Origin of the sequence: Paenarthrobacter sp. NCHU4564 (assembly GCF_052156435.1) — a bacterium.
Classification (GTDB): Bacteria; Actinomycetota; Actinomycetes; order Actinomycetales; family Micrococcaceae; genus Arthrobacter.
The window spans coordinates 1-22,256 of the sequence record NZ_JBQLIS010000015.1 but is presented as its reverse complement, the minus strand read 5'-3'; the positions used below and the strand labels follow the sequence as shown (position 1 = coordinate 22,256).

Here is a 22,256-nt window from a genome sequence, read left to right as displayed (position 1 = left end):
CAACGACTGGAGTTACCCACGTTTTCCAGTGACTACCGGCACAACCGGGAGTAGTCTGTTTCCAGTTGCAAGTGTGGATTTTGTCCAGCTGGGGTTCTGCCGTGAGCTTCGTCCGTTCGTCGTTGACCGACCTTTTGGGGATACTTTCCGACGCCGTGGCTCCCCAGCGGGTCAGGTTCGACGACGGGTCCCCCACCGCCGTCGTTCCTCCACCGGAGGCGCCGGTCACCGTGCACGCGGTAACGCTCAGCCGGGTGGGAAGGTCCCGGTTGGACGGTCCCGTCCTTGACCTGGAACTCCGGGTGGCCGTGGAATGCCACGGTCCCGAGCAACTGGACAACATGGAGCAACTCCTCCTGTCTGTGGAGCGGCACAGCCAGTACTCGATCGTGTCCAGCGGTGAATACCGGCCGGGTGAGTACGAGAAAAGCATCCGCGACGGACTGGGATTCCTGGTGAGAATCCCGGTGTCCCTGCACTTCGACGAGCCGTCCGGTCCTCCGGCGTTGGAGACACTGGTGGCGAGCAATGGCGCCGCACGCCGCATCCACGGCCGCTTGGTGGACAGCCACAACAAGGGAATTCCGGACGCCTACATCCACGCGCACTCCTCGGCCACGGCCGTGCGGAGCGACGCAACAGGGCACTTTGAGGTGATGGCATCCCCTGATGAACTCCAGCATTTCGCCGTAGCTGTGCGCGGAACAGAGCGCGAAGTTTCCGCCAGCACCAGCAGTTTGCCGGTCATCATCCGCTGGACCTAGCCTCCCAATCGGCGTAGCACTGCGTCCGGCAGTGTCCGCAGCGGCATCACTCATGAAAAGATCAACCATGCGTCCGATGCAGTCCTCCAGCAAGCTCCAGAACGTCCGCTACGAACTCCGTGGCCCCATCCTCCAGGCCGCCAAGGCCATGGAAGCCGAGGGGCATAGGATCCTCAAGATGAACCTCGGGGACACCGCCCCGTTCGGACTGGAGGCGCCGGAGTCCGTGGTGGTGGACATGATCCACCACATCCGCGGCGCACAGGGGTACAGCGATTCCAAGGGGATCTTCTCGGCTCGGACCGCCATTTCGCAGTACTACCAGACGCGCGGACTCATGAACATCGGCGTCGAGGACGTTTTCATCGGGAACGGCGTCAGCGAGCTCATCTCCATGACCTTGCAGGCCTTCATGGAGAACGGCGACGAGATCCTGGTCCCCGCCCCGGATTATCCGCTCTGGACCGCAGCCGTCACCCTGACCGGCGGCAAGGCCGTGCACTACCTCTGCGACGAGGACGAGAACTGGTGGCCGAACATGGCCGACGTTGAAGCGAGAATCACTCCACGTACCCGCGGCATCGTCATCATCAACCCCAACAATCCCACCGGTGCCGTGTACCCGCGCCACGTCCTGGAGCAGTTCGCCGACCTCGCCCGCAAGCACGACCTCGTGCTGTTCTCCGACGAGATCTACGAGAAGATCCGCTACGTGGACGCCCCGCACATCCACACCGCCTCCGTTGCGGACGATATCTGCGTGTTGACTTTCAGCGGGCTGTCCAAGGCCTACCGCATGCCCGGCTACCGTGCAGGCTGGGTTGCCGTGACCGGTCCGCTGGCTGCCACTGCGGAATACCGGGAATCGCTGGAGCTCCTGGCATCGCTGCGCCTGTGTTCCAACGTCCCGGCACAGCACGCGATCCAGACTTGCCTGGGTGGCTACCAGAGCATCGAGGCACTGATTGCCCCGGGCGGGCGGCTGCGTGAGCAGAGGGATCTGGCGTGGAAACTGCTGACCAACATCCCCGGCGTCAGCTGTGTACCGGCTGCCGGTGCCATGTACTTGTTCCCGCGGCTGGATCCTGAGATCTACCCCATCGAGTCGGATGAGAAGTTCGTCCTTCAACTCCTCCAGGAACAGAAGATCCTCATCTCCCACGGCACGGCCTTCAACTGGCCCACCCCGGACCATTTCCGCTTTGTGATCCTGCCGAATGTCCGGGACATCGAGGAAGCCGTGCGCCGTATCTCGCATTTCCTCGCTGCGTACCGGAACCGCCCCACTGACCTGCCCAACTAGGTCGCATTTGTGCGCGTTTTCGCGGCTCAAAACGCGCTTAACTGCGACCCAGTTGGGCGGCTGTCACACTTCCCGCGTCCGTTCCGACATCCCTGATGTAAGGAACCATCGGAAGAGGAGACACGATGCCACGCATCAACATGGGCCGCAGCAACAAGCTCGGCTACGCAGCCGTCATTGGGCTGGAAGGCTACGCCCGCAAGTCGGTTGACCCCGAACTGTACGAGCTCATCAAGCTCCGCGCGTCCATCCTGAACGGCTGCGGTTTCTGCGTGGACATGCACGCCACGGACGGCCGGAAACGCGGAATCCCATCCCGGAAGCTGCATGCCGTCGCAGCCTGGCAGCACTCCAAAGTGTTCTTCGACGCGCGGGAACAAGCCGTGCTGGCTCTCACGGACGCCGTCACCCAGCTCGGTCCGGATACCGTCACCGACGAGATCTGGAACGCCGCAGCCACGCACTTCGACGACGGCCAGATGGGCGCCCTGATCCTGGCCATCTCCACCATCAATGTGTGGAACCGGATCGCCATCAGCACGCAGATGGAGCCACCACTGGACGAGAAGAACCCGCTGGTCTGAACGGTAACGTGGGCAGCATGACGCTTGCAGTCTCGGCCACGGCGGCGTGGCAAAGCGAACGGAACCGCCTCCTGGGCATCGCTTACCGGATGCTGGGCGATTTCGGGCATGCCGAAGATGTGGTGTCGGAAGTCGCGATGGACGCTGTCCGGCAGGAACGGCGTTCCAGCGTTGACTCCTGGCCGGCCTGGCTGACCACGGTGTGCGTTCGGCGCTCCGTGGACCGGGTGCGGCAACTTGCTGCCATCCGGGAGGACTACACCGGGCCCTGGCTGCCCGAACCGGTTGACACGGCGGCGCTTCCGGAGGAAGCACTGGCCAACCGTGAGCTGTTGTCCTTGACCTTGCTACACCTTGCCGAGCAATTAGCGCCCGAGGCGCGGGCGGCCCTGGTGCTGCACCGCGCTTTCGGGATGTCCGCCCCGGAAATCGGGGAGATCCTCCAGAAGACCCCAGCCGCGGTGCGCCAGATGATTTCGCGCTCCGAACGCCGCCTGGACATCGACCCCGACGCGCCTGCCCCCAGGACCAAGGACCGCGCCGCCTTGGAGAAGTTGGTGCTTGCCATTGAGAACGGCGAGATCGAAACGGTCGTGGCCATGCTGGACCGGGATGCTGTGCTGTGGGCAGACGGCGGAGGCAAGGTCAAGAGTGCCATGAACCCGCTGTTTGGTGCAGCAAGGATCGCACGGTTCTTCGTCGGAATCCTAGGCAAGGCAGCCGCCGTCGACCCCTTGCGGCCGGTTTCCGCGGACGTCATCGACATCAACGGCGAACCGGCGCTGGTGCTCAGGCACCAGGGGCGTGCCGACGTTTTAGTGCTCGACGACGGCCCTGACGGCAGCATCTGCGGGTTGCGGCAGGTCTCGAATCCGGACAAGCTGACCCGGGTTTCGCTCTAGCTCTGCCGCGAAACCGCGGGAAAGCTGCGCATTCGTGAGGAAACTTCCGCACGAACCGGCAGGCTTCCCGCGAACCCGGCGCGCGAATCCCCGGAGATCAGTCCCCCGCAGACCCACTGACCCGCAGCGCATTGATGATCGCGGGAATGGACCCGATCAGCATGATTAGAGCCCACACCAGCGCCACCACCACGGTCACCAACGCCCAAAACTGGTCCCCTATGGACACCAGTGGACCAGGCAGGAACCCCTGAATCAGCCCGAGGATCACCTGCAAAAGCACTGAGATCACCAGCAGCACCACCAAGCCCGTGACCTTCAGGAACTTCGGCTGGCTCAACACCAACAGCACGGCGAACACGATTTTCAGCAGCAGCAACAGCCCCAGGATCGCCGCAGCCTGCCCTTTCGGAAAGCTCCCCCAGAGAGCCAGATACGCAATGGTCCCGAACGGCGTGGCCACGAACAGTCCGATCATCAGGAAGAGTTTGGCCAACGCGAGCATCGCCGTCAGGAACGCCGCGATCACCCACAACAGGGTCACGATCAGCGTCGCAATCCCTTGCACCCGCCCGTACGTCCGCAGGTCCATCATGAGGCTGAGACCCAGCATCACCACCGTGAACAGCAACAATCCATCCAGGAACGCCAGAAAGCCGATGCCCGCACCCGGAGGATCGGCATCGGCTTTCTGCGTCTTGAGGAATACGTCAAGCGGAACGCCCAGTTTGTTGGCATCTCCGGCGGACACAGGCTCGACGGCGGTCTGGCCCAGGAGCAGCGACATGCCCACCTCGGCCAGGACTACCAGGGCGAAGGCGGCGACCGCCGCTACGAAGAAGGGACGACGCAGGGCATCGGGATCCGGCCCGCTGCGGAACCCTTCACGAATTGACCACGCTGCGGCCATGCGTCAATTGTGGCACCGGGGGTTTCAAATACAAGCGCCCAGCGAGCAACGCCGCCACCCCCAGCCCGGCCGGGACCAGGAGTGCCCACCCGCTGAACACCAGCACCACAAGCATCACCACGGCAGCAACGATTACCCCGTACCAAGCTGCGGTTCCCCGGCGCAGGAGGACCACACCGGCGGCCAATCCAAACGCCGTCACCGCGGTGAAACAGGCCGAGGCAGCGCCGATCTGGAATTCCATGCTCAACAACCCGGCGGCGGCGAGCGCAAAGGAGATAGATGCCATGACAGCGAGCGCGCCGAGGCTCGCCGTGGGGACCTCACCCGGCCCAGCGCCACGCGCCAATGCCCGCGGCAGCACGCCGTCGGACGCCAGGCGGGCGCCCAGTTTGCTGGCGCCGGCAACAAAAGTGTTGAGCGGCCCGAACGTCAGCACCGCGGCGGCCACAGCAGTTACAGGGGCAGCGGCAGGCCCCAGTCCTTTGGCGAGCAGTTCCGCAACAGGGACGCTGCTGCCTCCCAGACCCGAACCAAGGACAGCGACGCACGCCGCCACCAGGCCGATGTAGATTACGCCCACGACGACGAGGGTCAGCCAGGTTGCCCGTTTCAGGTCGCGCTCCGGGTTGCGGAATTCGCCCGCCAAATGCGTCACTGCTTCCCACCCCGCGAAGCAGAAAAACAGCAGGCTTGCCGCACCACCCACGGCCCAATAGCCGTGCGGGGCGAAGGGCACGAAGTTCTCCGCCTTGACATAGGGCGCCGCAACCCCGACGGCCAAGGCAAGGAGCGCCACCAGCAAGGCCATCAACCCAAGTTGCAACTTGCTTGAGACCCGGATGCCCACGGCGTTGCTCAGGAAACCGGCCGCGAGGATGACGCCGGCGGCAATCAAGGCCGTCTCCCTCCCGCCGCCCACGGCATGCGCGATGTAGTCGCCTCCGATCACCGCCGTGGCAGGCGCGCCGAACGGGATGGCGAAGTAGAAGAGGTAGCCGGCCACCACGGAGGCGCGCCGCCCGAAAGCGCGGGTCACGAACGTCGCGATCCCGCCGGCGTCGGGCTGCTGCCTGGACATTTCGGCGAAGCTGAACGCTACCGGCGTGCAGAAAACCAGCAAAAGCGCCCACGCCAGCAACGACGCCGGACCTGCCACCTGGGCGGCGATAGCGGGAAGGACCAGCACACCCGAGCCGAGGATGGCACCTACATAGATTCCGGTTGCCCGGAACAGGCCGAGGCCCGAACTACTGACAGCTTTATTCACCCAACCACTGAACACTCTTCGGGGTGTGTCCAACAAGCGGGGAAACTGCCTGCCAGGAGCAATATCCTGCCGAACTTCCGGGTGGGCGTACCTCCACGACCTTCTTTCGACCGCCCGGGCTGTTTCTGCAACCAATTTCGGGTGTCTTCATGCCCTTCCGGCGGCAAAGTGGGTCAATACCGCACAGCTGCCCGACGCCGTAGCCGGGCTACCAGCGTCGCGGCGAGCAACGCCGTCGTGATTTCCAGTCCGATCACCAGCAAGAGTTGCGCCGCCCCGTTCGTATCGATAGCGCCCGACGACGGCCTGCCGCCATGTGCGTGGCCGGCACCGCCAGCGCCGAGCAGCAGCACAGCGTGCAGGGCAACCATGGCAAGGGCTGACCCCGTGACCTGGTGGAGGGCTCCTACGCGGCTGTGGCGCCAGATGTGGATGGTGCACGGAACGCACACGGCTGCCAGGGCGATCATGAGGACGCCGACCCACGCCTCGTGGTGCCCGGAGGCCGCGAGCCAGAGGTGCACGGCGCAGGAAATGGCCGTCAGTGCCGCGCAGATCCGGGGGTGGAGGACGGGTCCGCTGGTGCGGACCCGTCCAGCAAAGATGGTCATGGCTAGTGGCAGTGCCCGGCGGCTTCGCCGTGTGCTTCGCTGGCGCTTGCCTCCCCGGGAGCCGTGTGGCAGCTCGATCCGGAGGTGTTGGCCGGGACGTCGAGGACCGGGCTGCGGTCGAAGAACCCCTCGGGGCGCAGCTTGAAGCCGACGGTGTCTACAGGCATGATGGGCCAGTCCTCCACGCGCGGGAAGTGGGTCAGGCCGAAGGTGTGCCACACCACGATGTCCTGGCCCTCGATGTCACGGTCCTGGGCCACGTAGGCGGGCAGGCCGGCGCCCCCGGCGTGCTGGTTCACGAAGTCGCCGGTGGGGTAGCGTTCCTCGTCGGCATAGCGGGTGACCCAGAGGTCCTTGGTGGCGAAGGCTGCGCGCTTCGCGATGGAGGAACTCGGATCAGCCAGGAGCGTGGGCTGGTTCTCTGCGTGGAGCTTGTAGCCGACGGGTTCGCCCAGGCGGTTCTTCGACTCCGGGTTGGAGATGATCCAGGTCCGTCCGGCGCGGGCGTCGGCTTCGCGGACGCCCTCGGACTCCTTTGTCAGGAGCGTGCGCTTCCGGGAGAAGGCGTTGCCGCGCTCGTTCCCTTCGCCCATGGCCTGGCGGACGACGTCCTCTTCTTCAACCCTGTTGGTGAAACCGTCGATCGCCATGTCCAGGCGGGCGCTGAACAGATGCTGGTGGAACGGTGCTCCCAAGCCGGGGGCGAGCTGGGAGATGTTGTCCGAGCCACCCTCCGGGAAGGCAGACGTGAACACGATTCCGGTGGCCTTGGCTTCGAACTCGATGGTGCCGTCCAGGTAGAGGTACCAGTAGAAGCCGTAGTCGTAATTGCCGATGGTGGTGAAGAAGGAGATCACCAGCCGGCGGTTGCGGCGGGTGTAGTTGATGCCGGTCCACAGGTCCGAGTGCTTGGAGAGGATGCCCCAATCTTCCTCGTGCATGCAGATGCCGTTGCGGATCTCGCGGGGGTTGCCGAAGGCGTCGCTGATCACGGGGCTGAGGTAGGTGATGTCGCCCAGGCAGTCGCAGCCCAGTTCCAGGGAGTTGGCGTACTGGCCCACGAGGTATTCGCCGGTGTCGAAGTAGTTTTGCCAGGACCGGATGGGCGAAGGATCACCGTAAGGGACCACCATTTCGGCGATCGAGGCGCGGTTGATGATTTGCCGTTTGCGGTCCCCGTCCTGGAAGGCAAGGTTGTGGAGGACAACTCCTTCGCGGACATCGAAACCGACGTCCACGCTCCACTTTTCCCACTCCACGTGGTTGCCACCCGTGACCGTGAAGCTGGGGCCCTCCGGCTGGGTGATGCTGATGGGCTTCTGCGTCTCGCGGAGCGGCCCGGTCAGCTCGGGGTCGGTGTAGTTTCCGTGCTCAGCGGGGATCGGCATGACGCCAAGGTCGATCACCTGGGTGACCTCCTTGTTGACCACGTCCACGTAGGCAACCAGGCCGTCGACGGGGTGTGCCCAGGCGCTGTCTTCGGGGAAGTCCTGGACGAACGCCAGCCCACGGAGGATGCGCCGGCCACGCTCCTCTTCGTATTCGAAGACACCGGCGGACAGCGGAGCCACGCGGACCTTTTCCACGTCCAGGTCGCGGGCTGCGAGCGCGGCGAGCCAACGCTCATCGGTGGCCAGGAGCGTCTCGACAACCTCGAACTCCTCTTCAAGGACCGGAAGTTCGCCGGAGACTTTGGTATCAAGCTCGACCGCGGACAGGATCTCTCCGCGGGTGGCGGAAACGAGAACATCCGTGGGAGCGCCGCCGGAGATGTCGTGGATGAAGACGCGGAACCGGCGGTCCACCTCCGGGGAAGCATCGCGCGAGGGATCCACGAGCCCCAGATAGGCGATCCGGTGACCGTCGCCCAGGTGCCCGGCAGCCTGCAGGATGCCCCGCACCGTGGTGATCTCTTCACCGGTGGCCAGGCCGTATTGGGTGGAAGTTTCAGTTGCTGTGGGCGTCATGGCTGCCTCTGGTCCGGGACCCTGGAAGGTCGGGATTTATTTTCTATAGTTGTAGAGAATAACCAAAACGTAAGATGGGTCACAAGACCTTTCCGCTAAAAATTTCCCGGGAGCCCCCTCAGTGCCAAAGATTGTTGACCACGATCAACGACGCCTTGAACTCGTTGATGCCACCTGGCGGATCATCGCCAGACTGGGCATTGAAGGCGCCACCATGCGGGAAATCGCCGAAGAGGCAGGCTTCGCCAACGGGGCCTTGAAGCCCTACTTCCCTACCAAGGACTTGCTGCTTACGTCCGCATTCGGACACGTGTTCAACCGGACCAACCAGCGGATCACCTTGGTCACCGAAGGGCTGTCAGGACTGCCCGCACTCCGGGCCTTCTGTGCCGAGGTGCTCCCCTTGGACGAGGAGCGGGTGAATGAAGCCCGGATCGTCATACCGTTCTGGCAGAAAGCCCTCAATGACCCGGACATGGCAGCACTCCACAGCGAATCCATGAGCCAGTGGCACACCACCATCACCACCCACACAGCGGCAGCCCGGGCCGCAGGTGAGATCGCCAACCCCATCGCCGATGCCGCCGTCGCCGATCACTTGCTCAACATGATGCTGGGCGCCCAAATTGTGGCAGCGCTGTCGCCAGCCGAGCATTTCTCCATCGACCTCGCGAGGCAGTTGGACAACTACCTGGCGCTACTGGCTGCCTAGGCAGCTGCGGCTGCCTTCGATTACACATTCATAGCGGGATCGCCACGAATGTGTAATCCCTAAAAGGCTGAGGCATTACATATTCGTGGCGACACCGCTAGGATTATGAAATGGCGCTGAGTATCCCCGAGTTGGCGAATCGCCTCCATGTCAACGAGAGCCGGGCACGGCATCTCGTCCACTCCGGTCGCATACGCGGACAGCGGATCGGTGGACGCTGGATCGTTGAGGAAGCCGACGCCGCCCAATATCGCCCCGGCAAGCCTGCCGGGCGTCCGCTTTCCGAACGAAGCGCCTGGCAGCTTATGTCATCCTTCTGGGACGACAGTCCGCGGCAATCCCGACCTGGGTACTTGGAACCGTCGCCCGTCGAGAGACATCGCCTCAAGGCACGCATCAGCCGCTTGGAGGACTCCCCCGGCTCGCTGGAGCTTCTTGCAGCCTGGCTGGCCAACCGTGCCGAAAGGTTCGAGTTCTCTTCCAGCCCTGCAGATATAGCGGAACTTCGCCAAGACAAACGCCTCCATCTCTCCGGAGTCTCTCACCCACGGTCCGGACTACTGGCCAACTCAGAAGTGGAGGCTTACGTGCGACGCGACGAACTCAAGGACGTCGTAAGGGACTGGTTCCTGGTTGAGCCCCAGCCCGGCAAGAGGCCCAATGTCGTCCTGCGGGCCGCCGAGCAGGTCCCAGACGACCTTCCACCACTGGTCGTCGCAGCAGACTTGGCCGAAAGGCCCGGCGTCCGGGAACAGCAAGCGGCTCGCGAAATCGTCAGGAGCGTCCGTGCCGATTGAACTTCCCGCGATGCTCTCCGAACAGCAGGAAGCATGGCAGGCGGTCTTCGAAATCTACAGAGCGATGCCGGAGGGTTGGGTTCTGGTGGGAGGCCAAGCCGTCTTCCTCCACGCTGTCGAGCGGGAAGCGCCGTACGTGCGGGCAACGAAGGACGCGGATATGGCCCTCGATATCCGGGCGTTCCCCACGATGCTCCACGACTTCACCGAGCTCCTCGTGCGGCTCGGATTCGAGTCAGCAGGGGAATCGCTGGAGGGCTATCAACATAGATGGACACGCGGAGAAGCCGTGATAGACGTCATGATCCCGCGCCATCTGGGAGAACGCGCCGAGAAGCGACGCGGCGTTACGGGTGGAACCACAATTGCTGCACCAGCAAGCGCTCGACCGTTCGGAGACCGTTGCCGTTCAAGCCGGGTCAGCCTCCGGCCGCGTAATCCGACCCACGATACTTGGCAGCCTCATCGGCAAAGCAGGAGCGCTGACCATCATCAACGATCCCTTGGGTAGACGACACATCGACGACTTCCTCACCTTGGCCTCTGTCGTCCGGGCTTCGGACCTTCGCGGTGTCACTTACAAGCCTGCCGAACGGGACCATTTGGCAAACATGCTTGGTCGCCTGGCCAACGAACCATCGCTGATGGACCAAGTGCCGGAGGGTGCCGAGGGCGTGGAACGTCTGCGTATCTCGCTGAACTAGCGGCTAGCTCGTCGCTCCCGACGCCACCACGCCGACACCAAGCCCCGCGATAATCCCGCTCGAGGCACGTTCGACGACGGTGCTCACCTTGGGCTTCTTGAGCCACCTCATTGCCTTGAACGCCACCACGGCGATCATCGACAAGTACGCGAAGGCGATGACAGCCACCACGACACCCAGGACCAGGGACGTGCCCATGGTGTCGCCGCCGTGTGGGATGAACTGCGGGACCACGGCAAGGTAGAAGAGGCCCACCTTGGGGTTGAGCAGCGTGGAGAGCGCGCCGGCACCCAGCGCAGAAAGCCTGCTGTAGGGCAGTGCCGCTTCCGCGGCAGACCCGTCAGCGCCCGCCTTCGCAGCGCGGCGTGATTTGATGAACGACGAGATGCCCAGGTACAGCAGGTACAAGCCACCGGCGATCTTGATCCACCGGAAGAGCTCGGCGGATTGCTCCAGGATCGCCGCGAGGCCTACGCCCACCAGCGCCGCCCAGACAATCGCTGCACCCGCCGAACCCGCCGCGGCAGCAATTCCAGCTGAAGGCCTGTTCAACGCAATGCGCAGCACCAGGAACGTGTCGGGGCCGGGAGTCACGGACAGGACAAGGCAAAGACCGGCGAAAGCAGCCAGGGAAGCGAGAGTCACACAGTCGATTGTGGAGCATACCGACAGGTAGCGAAAGCCACGTGAGCCTAAAGCGTTCGCTTCCCGTCAAGGGCCGTTCGTGCATAGACAAGGTACCGGGACGTGACGCCAACCACACTGGAGACATTGCAACGCGCCCTTACCGGCCGCCACGACTTACTACCTGAGCGGAGTACCAATGGAGACTTACGACGCCCTGCTGGCCTCGATCACCGCAGCACCAGGCCAGAACAGCCGCACCATCTTCGATCCGGCCACGGGCGAAACCGTTGGCGAGGCACCGGTCCACACCGTCGAGGACCTCGAAGCCGCCATCGCTGCTGCCGCTGCAGCGCAACCGGCGTGGGCTGCGCTGGGCCACGACGCCAGGTCCGCCGCGCTCCTGAAAGCAGCCGACGCCGTCGAACGCTCCGCCGAGGAACTCGCCCAGCTTCTTTCCCGCGAGCAGGGCAAGCCGCTGAACGGCCCGAACGCCCGCTTCGAAGTCGGCGCCTGCGCCGCCTGGCTCCGCGCCACCGCCGGCACCCCGCTGGAACCCGAAGTCGTGGTGGACGACGGCGAAACCCGCGCCGAGCTGCACTACCGGCCCATCGGCGTCGTCGGCGCGATCGGCCCGTGGAACTGGCCCATGATGATCACCGTCTGGCAGATCGCCCCCGCCCTGCGCATGGGCAACTCCGTGGTGGTCAAGCCCTCCGAATACACGCCGCTCTCCGTGCTGGCCCTGATCTCGATCATCAACCAGGAACTGCCCGAGGGCCTGGTATCCGTAGTCTCCGGCGGACGCGACGTCGGCGCCCGGCTGGCAGAACACGAGGCGATCGGCAAGGTCATGTTCACCGGCTCCACCGCCACCGGAAAGGCGATCATCCGTTCCTCCGCGGACACGGTCAAGCGCCTCACCCTGGAGCTCGGCGGCAACGACGCCGGCATCGTCCTCCCCGATTCCGACCCCAAGGCCATCGCCGAAGGCCTGTTCTGGGGCGCGTTCATCAACACCGGCCAGACCTGCGCCGCACTCAAGCGCCTGTACGTCCATGAATCCCAGTACGAGGCCGTCTGCACCGAACTGGCCGCTGTGGCGGCGGCAATGCCCATGGGTAACGGGCTCGACGAGAACAACGTCCTGGGCCCACTGCAGAACCGCCAGCAGTACGACATCGTCGCCCGCCTGGTGGACGCCGCGAAGGCTTCCGGCGCCCGCATCCTGCTCGGCGGCAACCCCGACGCCGACCAGCCCGGCAACTTCTACCCCACCACCCTGGTGGCAGACATCGACAACGACAACCCACTCGTCGCGGAAGAACAGTTCGGCCCGGCCCTTCCGATCATCAAGTACAGCACCGTTGATGAGGCCGTCGCCAAAGCGAACGCCCTCGACGTCGGACTCGGCGCCTCGGTCTGGTCCTCCGACCCGGCCGCCGCCCGCGAAGTCGCCGCCCGCATCCAGGCCGGAACGGTCTGGATCAACAAGCACGGCGCCGTGGACCCCCGCGTGCCCTTCGGTGGCGCGAAGCAGTCCGGCTACGGCCTCGAGTTCGGCGCCGAAGGCCTCAAGCACCTCGGCGTCCCCCAGATCATCAACGGCTAAGCTCCGCGTGCGGGCCCAACTGGGTCGCATTTGTGCGCGTTTTCACGGCTCTAAACGCGCACAACTGCGACCCAGTTGGGTAGGGCTGGCCATACGGTGGACGCTTTTGCGCGGCCATATGCCCCACGTGAAACCATGAGCAGCATGTCCCAAAAGATCGCGTACCAAGGCGAGCCCGGAGCCAACTCGGACCTCGCATGCAAGGAAATGTTCCCGGAACTCGAAAGCGTGCCCTGCGCCAGCTTCGAGGACGCCTTTGAACTGGTCTCCACCGGGGCTGTGGACCTTGCGATGATCCCCATCGAGAACTCCATCGCAGGCCGTGTGGCGGACATCCACGTCCTGCTCCCGCAGTCGAACCTGCAGATCGTTGGCGAATACTTCCTGCCGATCCGCTTTGACCTGCTGGGCATTCCGGGCAGCACCATCGAGGGTGCCACGGAAGTCCACAGCCACATCCACGCCCTTGGCCAGTGCCGGCGCATCATCCGCGACGCCGGATTGAAGCCCGTCATCGCCGGGGACACTGCCGGTTCAGCCCGCGAGGTCCGGGACTGGAACGATCCCCGGAAACTCTCCCTGGCTCCCCCGTTGGCAGCGGGACTGTACGGACTCGAGGTGCTGGCGTCCGGCGTCGAAGACGATCCCACCAACACCACGCGCTTCGTGGTCCTGGCGCGGGAACGGGCACTGCCAACCAAAGAAGAGTTACCCGGCCCGGCCATCACCACATTCGTGTTCCGGGTCCGCAACGTACCCTCGGCCCTCTACAAGGCACTGGGCGGTTTCGCGACGAACGGCCTGAACATGACCCGTTTGGAAAGCTACATGGTGGGCAACGAGTTTGCCGCCACCATGTTCATTTCCGACGTCGAAGGCCACCCCGAAGACGCACGCCTCCGCAGGGCTTTGGAGGAACTGGAGTTCTTCACCACTGAGGTACGCGTCCTCGGCGTGTACGCGGCCGACGGCTACCGGGAACATGCCGAGGAACTCAAAAACGACCTCGAACAGGCCCAAAGGGACATCGATGAAGGCAACACGGTCAACGGCGATGACCTCCGGCGAGAGTTCGGCCTTCCCCCGCTCTGAACTCACGGTCCAACTCGTCCACCTTAGAAGTGCGTCGGCTCCTCTACCAACGCCGTTGCGATGCTGTCAGCGTCTTCCAAAGCTGCAAGGTAGCGCTCGGCATCCAAGGCGGCAGCACACCCGGTGCCTGCGGCTGTGATGGCCTGGCGGTAACGGTGGTCCACGGCATCCCCGCAGGCGAAGACGCCGGACAGGTTGGTACACGTGGTGGGTGAGTCCACCTTGATGTAGCCCTCCGCGTCGAGGTCCACTTGCCCGGCCACCAACTCCGTCCGCGGCAGGTGTCCAATGGCCACAAAAATGCCCGTGGCTGCCTGCTCGCGGGTTTCACCAGTGCGGGTGTCAGTGAGCGTCACACCGGTGACTTTAGTGTCGCCATGGATGGCAGTCACGGCGGAGTTCCACGCAAAGCTGATCTTGGGGTTGTCCTTGGCGCGCTGGGCCATGATGCGTGAGGCGCGCAGTTCGCCCTTGCGGACGACGACGGTCACGGACTTTCCGAACCGTGTCAGGAAGGTCGCTTCCTCCATGGCGGAGTCACCGCCGCCCACCACGACGATGTCCTGCTCGCGGAAGAAGAAACCGTCGCACGTGGCGCACCAGGAGACTCCATGGCCGCTAAGCTTCTTCTCCTCCGGCAACCCGAGCTCCTTGTACGCCGAGCCGGTCGCGAGGATAACGGCCGTAGCCTGGTGGGTGTCCCCCGCCCCGGTGACCACGGACTTAACGTGACCCGCCAACGAAACTGACGTGACGTCGTCGAACACTATCCGGGCGCCGAATTTTTCCGCTTGCGCCTGCAGTCCATCCATGAGCTCGGGGCCTTGGATGCCCTCTGGAAAGCCAGGGAAGTTCTCCACCTCAGTGGTGTTCATCAGCGCCCCGCCTGCAGTGACCGAACCTGCCAGGACCAGTGGGCTGAGGCCGGCCCGGGCGGCGTAAATCGCGGCCGTATACCCGGCCGGACCGGACCCGATGATGATCAGTTGTTCCTGGCTCACAGCATCTCCCTTGGCTCGGCGGGTACCCATCAAGTGCAACAAGTACCCGCCGGGCAATCAAGGGCTAAGGCACAACTGATGCCTCCCGCTCCTGCACCTGACCCTTCTGCCTGCGGCGTGCCAGCTTGCCGGGCCACCAGATCTTGTCTCCGATGTCGTAGGCGAGCGCGGGCACCAGGAGTGACCGGACCAGGACGGTATCAAGCAACACCCCGAACGCCACAATGAACGCCAGCTGCACCAGGAACATGATGGGAATGACACCCAGGGCCGCAAACGTAGCGGCAAGGACAATACCGGCCGAGGTGATCACGCCACCGGTCACGCCCAGCCCACGCAGGATTCCCGGACGTGTTCCGTGCTTGAGTGATTCTTCGCGGACGCGGCTCATGAGGAAGATGTTGTAGTCCACGCCCAACGCCACCAGGAACACGAACCCGAACAGCGGAACAGTCGCGTCGGCTCCTGAAAAGGCAAAGATCCCATTGAACACCCACGCCGAGACTCCCATCGCGGCCCCATAGGACAGCACCACGGACAGGATCAACAGGACCGGCGCCACCACGGAGCGGAGCAAAAGCATCAGGATGAACAGAATGACTACCAGCACAATCGGGATGATGACCACCAGGTCCCGCTGCGCAGTGGTGTTGGTATCCAGGGCTGTTGCGGTCACCCCACCAACCAGGGCTTCAGCGTCCACGTCCTTCACGGCTGTCCGCAGTGATTTCACCGCTTCTTCAGCTTCGATCGAGTCCGCCGCGGAGTTCAACGTCGCGTTGATGAGCACCTTGCCGTCACGCACCGCGGGATCAGCCGGAGCCCCGGGGGCACCCGTGATGGGGACGTTGCCTTCGGCCAGCAGGTACGCATCGCCCACTCCGTCGGCTGCTTTCACGGTATCCAGCACCTTTTCTGCAGCGTCCTCTGAGGCGACCACGACGGCGGGGCTGCCGCTGCCGGCGTCGAAATGGCGCGCCAGCGCGGCCTGGCCGTCAACGGCGTCCGACTGGGACAGGATGACATCGGTCTGCGGGACGCCGTTTGCCTTGAGTTGAAGGATGCCCGTGGACGCCACGAGCAGGAGCAGCACGGAGGCCACCCACACTGTCCGCGGCCGACGGGAAACCAGCCGTCCGGTGGCGCGCCACAAGCCCTTTTGCCCCTCAAGGCCGGTGACCAACTCAGGTTCGCGTTCGCCGTCGGGCACCAGCTTGGGGCGGAAGGGCCAGAAAGCTGCGCGGCCCAGCAGACCCATGAAGGCCGGCAGCAGGGTGAGCGCTGCGAACAGTGAGCAGACGATACCGGCCGCAGCCACGGGGCCGAGCGCTTTGTTGGAGTTCAGGTCGGAGAAGAGCAGGCAGAGCAACGCGATGATGACTGTCGCACCGGAGGCGAGGATCGGCTCGAATGATGCTTTCCACGCGGTGAGGACGGCCTCGGTGCGGTTGGCAGTGTGTGTCAGCGCCTCACGGAACCTTGCCACGTAGAGCAAGGCGTAGTCGGTAGCGGCACCGATGACCAGGATGGAGAGGATGCCCTGGCTTTGGCCGTTCAACTGGATCCAGCCGAGCTTTGCCATGCCGAAGACCAGGAGGATCGCGGCGCAGAGAGCGAACACAGACGTCAGGAGCACGGCAATCGGCAGCACGAGCGAGCGGTACACCAACAACAGGATGATGAACACGGCACCGAGCGCCACAAGCAGCAGGATGCCGTCGATCCCGCCAAAAGCGTTGACGAGGTCTGCGGTGAGTCCCGCCGGTCCCGTCACGTAGGCGCGCATGCCGTCCGGTGCGCCGGGTTGGACGGTATCCCGCAGTTCCTTGACGACGTCGCGCAGTTCGTCCGATTCGGCGATCGGGACAATGTACTGGACCGCTTTGGCGTCTTCCGAGGGAATGGGTCCGACGACGGCGCTACCCAGCTTGAGTGCCTCAATGTCCGCTTTGATCTGGCCTGCTTCGCCCAATTGGGCGGGCGTGAAGGCGGCATCTCCCTCGATCACCACGACGGCCGGGATCTCTTCGGAGTCGCGGAACTTGGCCTGCCAGTCACCGGCTTCCGTCGCTTCAGCACCGGCAGGCAGGAAGGAGGCCTGGTCGTTGGATGAGACCTCCTCCAGCCTGCCGAACGTGGGGCCGCCGACGCCGGCGATTCCGAACCAGACGATGATCAGCACCACGGGCACCAGCCATCTGAGCCAGAACGGTACCTTCTGGGATTTCATGGGTCCTTCTTCCAGGGTTTTGGGGCGGAGCGATTGTTTCCACCATAGATTATCTCTATCATGGAACTATTCCAAGAGTTTCCCAATGCCGGGTTCCCCCGCCGCTGGGAGTAATATCCGGAAGGCAGCATTCACGGAGACAGTGCGGGAGGGTGAGATGGCTTCAACGGCGGACGCACCCGGCGTGCCTGGCGCCGCTCCGGCCGGCATGCCTGGCGGACCTCCGGCCGGCGCTCCGCAGGACCTGATCCGCTTGCTCCAGGACTTCACCCTGGAAGCGAACCACTATGTTGACGCCGCGGGCGGCAAGAACGATATGCACCGGACGGACCTCAACGCCCTCGCCGTCATCATGCGGCATACAGCAGCAGGGCGGGTGGTCACGCCCGGAGTCCTGCGCAGCGAACTCCGCCTGAGCTCCCCGGCCACCACAGCACTCGTGGACCGGCTGCACGCGTCGGGACATGTCACCAGGGAACGTCTGGGGACAGACCGCCGGCAGGTCCAGCTCCACATGACACCCAAGGCCTACAGCGACGGCAGCGCCATGTTCATGCCGCTCGCCCTGCGCATGGGTCAAGCGATGAGCTCCTACAGCGACACTGAGCTTGAGGTCGTGCGCCGATTCATGTCGGACATGGTGGACGCCACTGTTGCTGCCCGCCAGGAAGCCTCCCAACCCAAACCCAACTAGGTCGCATTTGTGCGCGTTTTGAGCACTCAAAACGCGCACAAATGCGACCTAGTTGGGTAGCGTTTCCGTATGAACGCGGAGCAACCTGAAGATGTCTACACCCACGGGCACCACGAGTCGGTTGTCCGGGCCCACGCCTCACGGACAGCCGAAAATTCGGCGGCGTTCGTCCTCCCCCATCTCACCCCCGGGACGTCAGTGCTCGACGTCGGCTGCGGACCGGGCAGCATCACGTGCGACTTCGCGGGGCTGGTTGCGCCCGGCCACGTCGTAGGGCTGGACCGCGCCCCTGACATCATCGCCCAGGCCACCGAACTGGCCAAGGACAGGGGCGTGGAGAACGTGGAGTTCCGCACCGGCAACATCTACGACCTTGAGTTCGACGACGAGACCTTCGACCTCGTCCACGCCCACCAGGTCCTTCAGCACCTCACGGACCCGGTGGCAGCTCTGCGCGAGATGCGCCGGGTCGCCAAGCCCGGGGCGATTGTGGCAGTCCGGGATGCCGATTTCCATGGCATGAGCTGGTACCCGGAGGTTCCGGAGCTGGACGACTGGATGCAGCTGTACCAAAAGATCGCCCGACGCAACGGGGCAGAGCCCGATGCGGGCCGCCGCCTGGTGTCATGGGCGCAAAAGGCAGGTTTTGCACAGGTAGCACCGAGCAGCAGCAACTGGCTGTACGCCACGGCACAGCAGCGGGCCTGGCAGTCGCGGGTATGGAGCGAACGCGTCCTGCACTCTGCCTTTGCGGAGCAAGCCCTCGAGTACGGCTTCGCCAAGGAGGCCGACCTTGCCCGGATCGCTGCCGGCTGGCATCGCTGGGGCGCCACGGAGGACGGATACTTCCTCATTCCCAACGGCGAAGTCATTGCCCGCGCATAAGCGCTGTCCCGTCTTTCAATCCGGACGTCCTTGGTGATAGCGCTCACAAGCGGCATATAGTCGAACCCATGGAACAGCGCTTACTTGGCAGGACCGGCCGCTTGGTGTCGGTCGTAGGATTGGGCACCTGGCAGCTTGGCGCCGACTGGGGCGCCGTGAGTGAAGCGGACGCGTCAGCCGTCCTGGAAGCCTCGGTGGAAGCCGGCGTCAACTTCTTCGACACCGCCGACGTTTATGGTGATGGCCGCAGCGAGCAGATCATCGGGCGCTTCCTGAGGAAACACCCGGAACTGGACGTCACGGTGGCCACCAAGATGGGGCGCCGCGTAGACCAACTCCCGGAGCACTACACGCTCAAAAATTTCCGCGAGTGGACCGACCGTTCGCGGCGGAACCTCCAGCAGGACACCCTGGACCTGGTACAGCTCCACTGCCCGCCCACCTCGGTCTACAGCAATACCGACGTCTACGACGCCTTGGACACCCTGGTCAGCGAAGGCACCATCCGGAACTACGGCGTCAGCGTCGAACGGACCGATGAAGCCCTCGAGGCCATCAAGCGCGGCAACACATCGACCATCCAGATCATTCTCAACGCCTTCCGCCTGAAGCCCCTCGACGAGGTACTGCCCGCGGCCAGGGAAGCCGGGGTTGGCATCATCGCCCGGGTTCCCTTGGCATCTGGCTTGTTGTCCGGCAAATACACCACTGAGACGACGTTCGCCGAGAACGACCACAGGAACTACAACCGCTCCGGCGCCGCCTTCGACGTCGGGGAGACCTTCTCCGGCGTCAACTTCGCCACCGGCGTTACGGCCGCCCGGGAGTTCAGCGAGCTGGTTCCCGACGGCGTTACCACCTCGCAGGCGGCCCTCGCCTGGGTCATCGCCCAGGATGGCGTCACCTCGGTCATTCCGGGTGCCCGATCCGCGGCGCAGGCACGGGCGAATGCCGAAGCTGGCGGTTTGGAGGATGTTGGAACCGGGCTGGCTGCCGGCGTCCGGGACATTTACGACCGTTACTTCCGGGCGGCGATCCACCCGCGCTGGTAGGCGTCGCCAAACACGCGTGGCGGCAGGCCGGCGTCGTGCTCCACCCGGCACGTCAGGCGGCAGGCCGGCGTCGTGCTTTCCCGGCCGCTTTACCAGCCGCTGCGCGTAGGCGTGTGGCCTTTGCGTGCGTCGTCGGGCATGGCCATTTCGGCGCGGAGTCCCAACAGCCGGATCGGGCGGTCGGGTTCGATCTTGGCCGTCAGGTTGAGTGCTTGGCCAAGGACCTCGTCCCGGTCGAAGGTCTCCGGAATCTTCCTGGCGTAGGTCTTGGTGAAGAACGGTTTGTAGCGGACCTTCAGCGTTAGCCCGACCACCGGGCGGCCTTCGGCTGCGACGTCCTCAAGGACCCGGGCAGTGAGTTCCTTGACGGCATCACTGATTTGTTCGGGTTCGGTCAGGTCCTGTTGGAAGGTTGTTTCGCGACCGTGGGCCCGGGCAACCCAGGGCGTATCGTCTACTTCCCTGGCTCCTTCGCCGCGACCGAGCTGGGCGTACCAAGGACCCATCTTGGGGCCGAACTCCTGGACCAGGCTGTTTGGGTCAATGGCTGCGAGTTCATTGACTATGGTGATGCCGTGGGCCGCGAGTCTTTTGGAGATCTTGGGACCAACACCCCAAAGATCCTTCGTGGGCCGTGCACCCATGACGTCGAGCCAGTTGTCCTGGGTGAGCCGGAAGATGCCCGCTGGCTTGCCGAAGTCGGTCGCGTTCTTAGCACGAACCAAGTTGTCGCCGATGCCCACGCTGCAATGCAATCGGGTACTTTCCAGCACCGCAACCTGGATCTGCTTGGCGTAGGCCTCGGGGTCATCCGTTGTGACGCCAACAAAGGCCTCGTCCCAGCCAAGGACCTGCACTGTGGCGCCCGGTTGCTCCCTGAGCGTGGCCATCACAACCTCCGATGCCGCGAGGTACGCCTCCTGGTCGACGGGGAGGATGATGGCCTCGGGCACTTTCCGTGCGGCAATGCGGAGGGGCATCCCTGAGCCAACGCCGAAGGCCCTCGCCTCATAGGACGCCGTGGACACTACCGCCCGTTCCGTGGGATCGCCTCGGCCGCCCACAATGAGGGGCTTCCCAGCGAGTTCAGGCCGCCGCAAGATCTCGACGGCAGCGATGAACTGGTCGAGATCTACGTGCAGGACCCACGGGATTCCGCTCACGGGACCAGTCTGCCCGGTCTTGGGCGGCGCTGTCTGTACCTTCGCCACCGACTTTGGGCTCCCCGTCGTCGAAAATCCATCTGATTTTGGGCGAGTTCGACGGCGGGCGGCGGCAAAGTGGGTGGTGGCGGTGCGTGGCCCGAGCCGAGAACGCCGGCGCCACGCCGGTTCGGCTGTACACACAGGTTATTTGCGGACTTCGAAGAATCCTTTTAGGTCAATAGCGTCGAGGCATGATCATTCAAGCTGGCTTCGACTTTGAAATACTCGCGTGTCCGTACATCCTTCAGGGCCGAACCGTACTTCCGCGGATTGTGCTCATTGGGCTGGACGCCGACATGTGCTTGGATATCGTCACCGTCATCACGGATGACTACGCAGGATGCCTAACGCCGTACTTTAAAGAAATTCTTGATGCGTTACGGCACCAAGACACCAAGTATTTCGCAATCGCGCACTCCGGGCGCTGGTCGGAGAATTGTGATGGCTCTGAGCCAGTCCTAGCCGAAGCAGCGATACTCAAAGCACTGGCTGAAGCCGAGCTTGACTTGCAGATGATCTGTCATTTCGGCATAGACGAAATTGGCTACACGTGCTCTGGTCCTCATTCGTACTTCGACACCTACTACAACCTCCTGCCGGAAACCCAGGTCCATTGGAGCCACTCACCGCTGGGAAAATGCTGTTGAGATAGCCAGCGAGTGGTTTAGGTGCCGAATGGCAGGTCATAATCCGTCACGTGAAATCTTGAGAAAGTCAATGACATTAGAGTTACTCTGCCCGCGCTCCTGCAGGCAATAGCTGACCGCCATGGGGGCGGAGAATTATGGGGAATAACGCGTGTCGTTGACCAAATCTACCGGGCCAATGAGAATGCTCGGGTTACTACTGGCAGTCTGTCTATCTTTCGCGTTTTCGCCGCTGACTGCTGCGACTGCCGCGTCTGACGTCTCGGCCCCGGTGCTTGTGAGCTCCACTGTCACGCCCAAGACCTTCAACCTCAGCACCGGACCTGCAACGGTCAAGGTCACCGTCCGCATAACCGACACGACCGGAACCACGGCACCAACCCTGTCCCTCGGCCACACAACAACCAGCCAAAGCCACGGTTTCGGGACCGCAACACTCATCTCAGGCACCACCAAAGACGGAACCTGGGAACGAACCATGACCATCCCCCAAGGCTCAGCCCTCGGACAATGGAACGTCACACTCTTCCCACTCCGAGACAGCCTCGGAAACTCCGGATCATTCCAAACCCTCAGCACAATCACCCTCAGCGGAACACCAACCGACACATCCGCCCCGGTGCTTGTGAGCTCCACTGTCACGCCCAAGACCTTCAACCTCAGCACCGGACCTGCAACGGTCAAGGTCAC

Annotated in this window: 22 protein-coding genes; 14 read left to right on the top strand and 8 right to left on the bottom strand. The window is 63.8% G+C overall.

Going from position 1 to position 22,256, the window contains the following annotated elements:
* Nucleotides 1-101: 101 nt before the first annotated feature.
* The 4 genes from ACSVIE_RS15090 to ACSVIE_RS15075 all read left to right on the top strand — a co-directional run bounded on the left by ACSVIE_RS15090 (nucleotide 102) and on the right by ACSVIE_RS15075 (nucleotide 3,553).
* Nucleotides 102-764 (top strand): hypothetical protein, encoded by a 663-nt coding sequence (locus ACSVIE_RS15090; RefSeq protein WP_426004327.1) that lies wholly within the window; start codon nucleotides 102-104, stop codon nucleotides 762-764.
* A gap of 67 nt (nucleotides 765-831) precedes the next feature.
* Entirely contained in the window at nucleotides 832-2,067 is a 1,236-nt protein-coding gene (locus ACSVIE_RS15085) for a pyridoxal phosphate-dependent aminotransferase (protein ID WP_442424381.1), read from the top strand.
* Between the two features lie 125 nt (nucleotides 2,068-2,192).
* A complete protein-coding gene (locus ACSVIE_RS15080; protein WP_426004329.1) occupies nucleotides 2,193-2,651 on the top strand; it encodes a carboxymuconolactone decarboxylase family protein in 459 nt (152 codons plus the stop codon).
* A gap of 17 nt (nucleotides 2,652-2,668) precedes the next feature.
* A complete protein-coding gene (locus ACSVIE_RS15075) occupies nucleotides 2,669-3,553 on the top strand; it encodes a sigma-70 family RNA polymerase sigma factor (RefSeq protein WP_426004331.1) in 885 nt (294 codons plus the stop codon).
* Nucleotides 3,554-3,650: 97 nt separating this feature from the next.
* On the opposite strand, the gene ACSVIE_RS15070 is transcribed toward ACSVIE_RS15075, so the two are convergent.
* From ACSVIE_RS15070 to ACSVIE_RS15055, 4 genes are all read right to left on the bottom strand, one after another.
* Nucleotides 3,651-4,463 (bottom strand): hypothetical protein, encoded by an 813-nt coding sequence (locus ACSVIE_RS15070; RefSeq protein WP_442424380.1) that lies wholly within the window; start codon nucleotides 4,461-4,463, stop codon nucleotides 3,651-3,653.
* Nucleotides 4,438-5,733 (bottom strand): APC family permease, encoded by a 1,296-nt coding sequence (locus tag ACSVIE_RS15065; protein WP_426004333.1) that lies wholly within the window; start codon nucleotides 5,731-5,733, stop codon nucleotides 4,438-4,440. The genes ACSVIE_RS15070 and ACSVIE_RS15065 overlap by 26 nt, the downstream gene beginning before the upstream one ends.
* 173 nt (nucleotides 5,734-5,906) lie before the next feature.
* Complete coding sequence (locus ACSVIE_RS15060; protein ID WP_442424379.1) at nucleotides 5,907-6,344, bottom strand: hypothetical protein; 438 nt, start codon at nucleotides 6,342-6,344, stop codon at nucleotides 5,907-5,909.
* A gap of 2 nt (nucleotides 6,345-6,346) precedes the next feature.
* The gene (locus tag ACSVIE_RS15055; RefSeq protein ID WP_442424378.1) at nucleotides 6,347-8,311 is read right to left on the bottom strand and encodes a primary-amine oxidase; all 1,965 of its coding nucleotides are present in this window, start codon (nucleotides 8,309-8,311) and stop codon (nucleotides 6,347-6,349) included.
* 121 nt (nucleotides 8,312-8,432) lie between these two features.
* Here ACSVIE_RS15055 and ACSVIE_RS15050 point away from each other — a divergent pair, with 121 nt between their 5' ends.
* The 3 genes from ACSVIE_RS15050 to ACSVIE_RS15040 all read left to right on the top strand — a co-directional run bounded on the left by ACSVIE_RS15050 (nucleotide 8,433) and on the right by ACSVIE_RS15040 (nucleotide 10,524).
* Entirely contained in the window at nucleotides 8,433-9,023 is a 591-nt protein-coding gene (locus ACSVIE_RS15050) for a TetR/AcrR family transcriptional regulator (RefSeq protein WP_442424377.1), read from the top strand.
* A gap of 110 nt (nucleotides 9,024-9,133) precedes the next feature.
* Nucleotides 9,134-9,820 carry a helix-turn-helix domain-containing protein gene (locus ACSVIE_RS15045; protein WP_442424376.1) on the top strand — a complete coding sequence of 229 codons (687 nt, stop codon included), beginning with the start codon at nucleotides 9,134-9,136 and terminating at the stop codon, nucleotides 9,818-9,820.
* Between the two features lie 365 nt (nucleotides 9,821-10,185).
* Nucleotides 10,186-10,524, top strand: coding sequence for a hypothetical protein (locus tag ACSVIE_RS15040; RefSeq protein ID WP_442424375.1), 339 nt, complete (start codon nucleotides 10,186-10,188; stop codon nucleotides 10,522-10,524).
* A 3-nt stretch (nucleotides 10,525-10,527) separates the two neighbouring features.
* Here ACSVIE_RS15040 and ACSVIE_RS15035 read toward each other — a convergent pair whose 3' ends face one another.
* Nucleotides 10,528-11,169 carry a LysE family translocator gene (locus ACSVIE_RS15035; protein WP_442424374.1) on the bottom strand — a complete coding sequence of 214 codons (642 nt, stop codon included), beginning with the start codon at nucleotides 11,167-11,169 and terminating at the stop codon, nucleotides 10,528-10,530.
* A gap of 178 nt (nucleotides 11,170-11,347) precedes the next feature.
* Here ACSVIE_RS15035 and ACSVIE_RS15030 point away from each other — a divergent pair, with 178 nt between their 5' ends.
* Together ACSVIE_RS15030 and ACSVIE_RS15025 are read left to right on the top strand one after the other, a co-directional pair.
* Nucleotides 11,348-12,760, top strand: coding sequence for an aldehyde dehydrogenase family protein (locus ACSVIE_RS15030; RefSeq protein ID WP_442424373.1), 1,413 nt, complete (start codon nucleotides 11,348-11,350; stop codon nucleotides 12,758-12,760).
* A gap of 144 nt (nucleotides 12,761-12,904) precedes the next feature.
* Nucleotides 12,905-13,852 (top strand): prephenate dehydratase, encoded by a 948-nt coding sequence (locus tag ACSVIE_RS15025; RefSeq protein ID WP_442424372.1) that lies wholly within the window; start codon nucleotides 12,905-12,907, stop codon nucleotides 13,850-13,852.
* Nucleotides 13,853-13,875: 23 nt separating this feature from the next.
* Here the strand turns inward: ACSVIE_RS15025 and trxB are convergent, their stop codons facing one another.
* A complete protein-coding gene (gene trxB, locus ACSVIE_RS15020; protein WP_442424371.1) occupies nucleotides 13,876-14,853 on the bottom strand; it encodes a thioredoxin-disulfide reductase in 978 nt (325 codons plus the stop codon).
* 64 nt (nucleotides 14,854-14,917) lie between these two features.
* On the bottom strand, nucleotides 14,918-17,083 hold the full coding sequence (locus ACSVIE_RS15015) for an MMPL family transporter (protein WP_442424370.1): 2,166 nt from the start codon (nucleotides 17,081-17,083) through the stop codon (nucleotides 14,918-14,920).
* A 157-nt stretch (nucleotides 17,084-17,240) separates the two neighbouring features.
* Here ACSVIE_RS15015 and ACSVIE_RS15010 point away from each other — a divergent pair, with 157 nt between their 5' ends.
* From ACSVIE_RS15010 to ACSVIE_RS15000, 3 genes are all read left to right on the top strand, one after another.
* Complete coding sequence (locus tag ACSVIE_RS15010; protein WP_442424369.1) at nucleotides 17,241-17,777, top strand: MarR family winged helix-turn-helix transcriptional regulator; 537 nt, start codon at nucleotides 17,241-17,243, stop codon at nucleotides 17,775-17,777.
* A gap of 69 nt (nucleotides 17,778-17,846) precedes the next feature.
* Nucleotides 17,847-18,662 (top strand): methyltransferase domain-containing protein, encoded by an 816-nt coding sequence (locus ACSVIE_RS15005; protein WP_426004347.1) that lies wholly within the window; start codon nucleotides 17,847-17,849, stop codon nucleotides 18,660-18,662.
* 68 nt (nucleotides 18,663-18,730) lie between these two features.
* On the top strand, nucleotides 18,731-19,714 hold the full coding sequence (locus ACSVIE_RS15000; RefSeq protein ID WP_442424368.1) for an aldo/keto reductase: 984 nt from the start codon (nucleotides 18,731-18,733) through the stop codon (nucleotides 19,712-19,714).
* An 89-nt stretch (nucleotides 19,715-19,803) separates the two neighbouring features.
* On the opposite strand, the gene ACSVIE_RS14995 is transcribed toward ACSVIE_RS15000, so the two are convergent.
* Nucleotides 19,804-20,877, bottom strand: a complete 1,074-nt coding sequence (locus tag ACSVIE_RS14995; RefSeq protein WP_442424367.1) for a DNA polymerase IV — start codon at nucleotides 20,875-20,877, stop codon at nucleotides 19,804-19,806.
* A gap of 233 nt (nucleotides 20,878-21,110) precedes the next feature.
* Here ACSVIE_RS14995 and ACSVIE_RS14990 point away from each other — a divergent pair, with 233 nt between their 5' ends.
* Nucleotides 21,111-21,566, top strand: a complete 456-nt coding sequence (locus tag ACSVIE_RS14990) for a hypothetical protein (RefSeq protein WP_442424366.1) — start codon at nucleotides 21,111-21,113, stop codon at nucleotides 21,564-21,566.
* A gap of 277 nt (nucleotides 21,567-21,843) precedes the next feature.
* On the top strand, nucleotides 21,844-22,256 hold a 413-nt coding region (locus tag ACSVIE_RS14985), incomplete at its 3' end, for a hypothetical protein (RefSeq protein ID WP_442424365.1).

What these genes read in the sequence shown, in the direction of transcription:
- ACSVIE_RS15000 (WP_442424368.1), top strand. Translation starts at nt 18,731, where the DNA reads ATGGAACAGCGCTTACTTGGCAGGACCGGCCGCTTGGTGTCGGTCGTA.
- ACSVIE_RS15015 (WP_442424370.1), bottom strand. Translation starts at nt 17,083, where the DNA reads ATGAAATCCCAGAAGGTACCGTTCTGGCTCAGATGGCTGGTGCCCGTG.
- ACSVIE_RS15075 (WP_426004331.1), top strand. Translation starts at nt 2,669, where the DNA reads ATGACGCTTGCAGTCTCGGCCACGGCGGCGTGGCAAAGCGAACGGAAC.
- ACSVIE_RS15055 (WP_442424378.1), bottom strand. Translation starts at nt 8,311, where the DNA reads ATGACGCCCACAGCAACTGAAACTTCCACCCAATACGGCCTGGCCACC.
- ACSVIE_RS15085 (WP_442424381.1), top strand. Translation starts at nt 832, where the DNA reads ATGCGTCCGATGCAGTCCTCCAGCAAGCTCCAGAACGTCCGCTACGAA.
- ACSVIE_RS15010 (WP_442424369.1), top strand. Translation starts at nt 17,241, where the DNA reads ATGGCTTCAACGGCGGACGCACCCGGCGTGCCTGGCGCCGCTCCGGCC.
- ACSVIE_RS15030 (WP_442424373.1), top strand. Translation starts at nt 11,348, where the DNA reads ATGGAGACTTACGACGCCCTGCTGGCCTCGATCACCGCAGCACCAGGC.
- ACSVIE_RS15045 (WP_442424376.1), top strand. Translation starts at nt 9,134, where the DNA reads ATGGCGCTGAGTATCCCCGAGTTGGCGAATCGCCTCCATGTCAACGAG.
- ACSVIE_RS15070 (WP_442424380.1), bottom strand. Translation starts at nt 4,463, where the DNA reads ATGGCCGCAGCGTGGTCAATTCGTGAAGGGTTCCGCAGCGGGCCGGAT.
- ACSVIE_RS15060 (WP_442424379.1), bottom strand. Translation starts at nt 6,344, where the DNA reads ATGACCATCTTTGCTGGACGGGTCCGCACCAGCGGACCCGTCCTCCAC.
- ACSVIE_RS14990 (WP_442424366.1), top strand. Translation starts at nt 21,111, where the DNA reads ATGATCATTCAAGCTGGCTTCGACTTTGAAATACTCGCGTGTCCGTAC.
- ACSVIE_RS15005 (WP_426004347.1), top strand. Translation starts at nt 17,847, where the DNA reads ATGAACGCGGAGCAACCTGAAGATGTCTACACCCACGGGCACCACGAG.
- ACSVIE_RS15080 (WP_426004329.1), top strand. Translation starts at nt 2,193, where the DNA reads ATGCCACGCATCAACATGGGCCGCAGCAACAAGCTCGGCTACGCAGCC.
- ACSVIE_RS15025 (WP_442424372.1), top strand. Translation starts at nt 12,905, where the DNA reads ATGTCCCAAAAGATCGCGTACCAAGGCGAGCCCGGAGCCAACTCGGAC.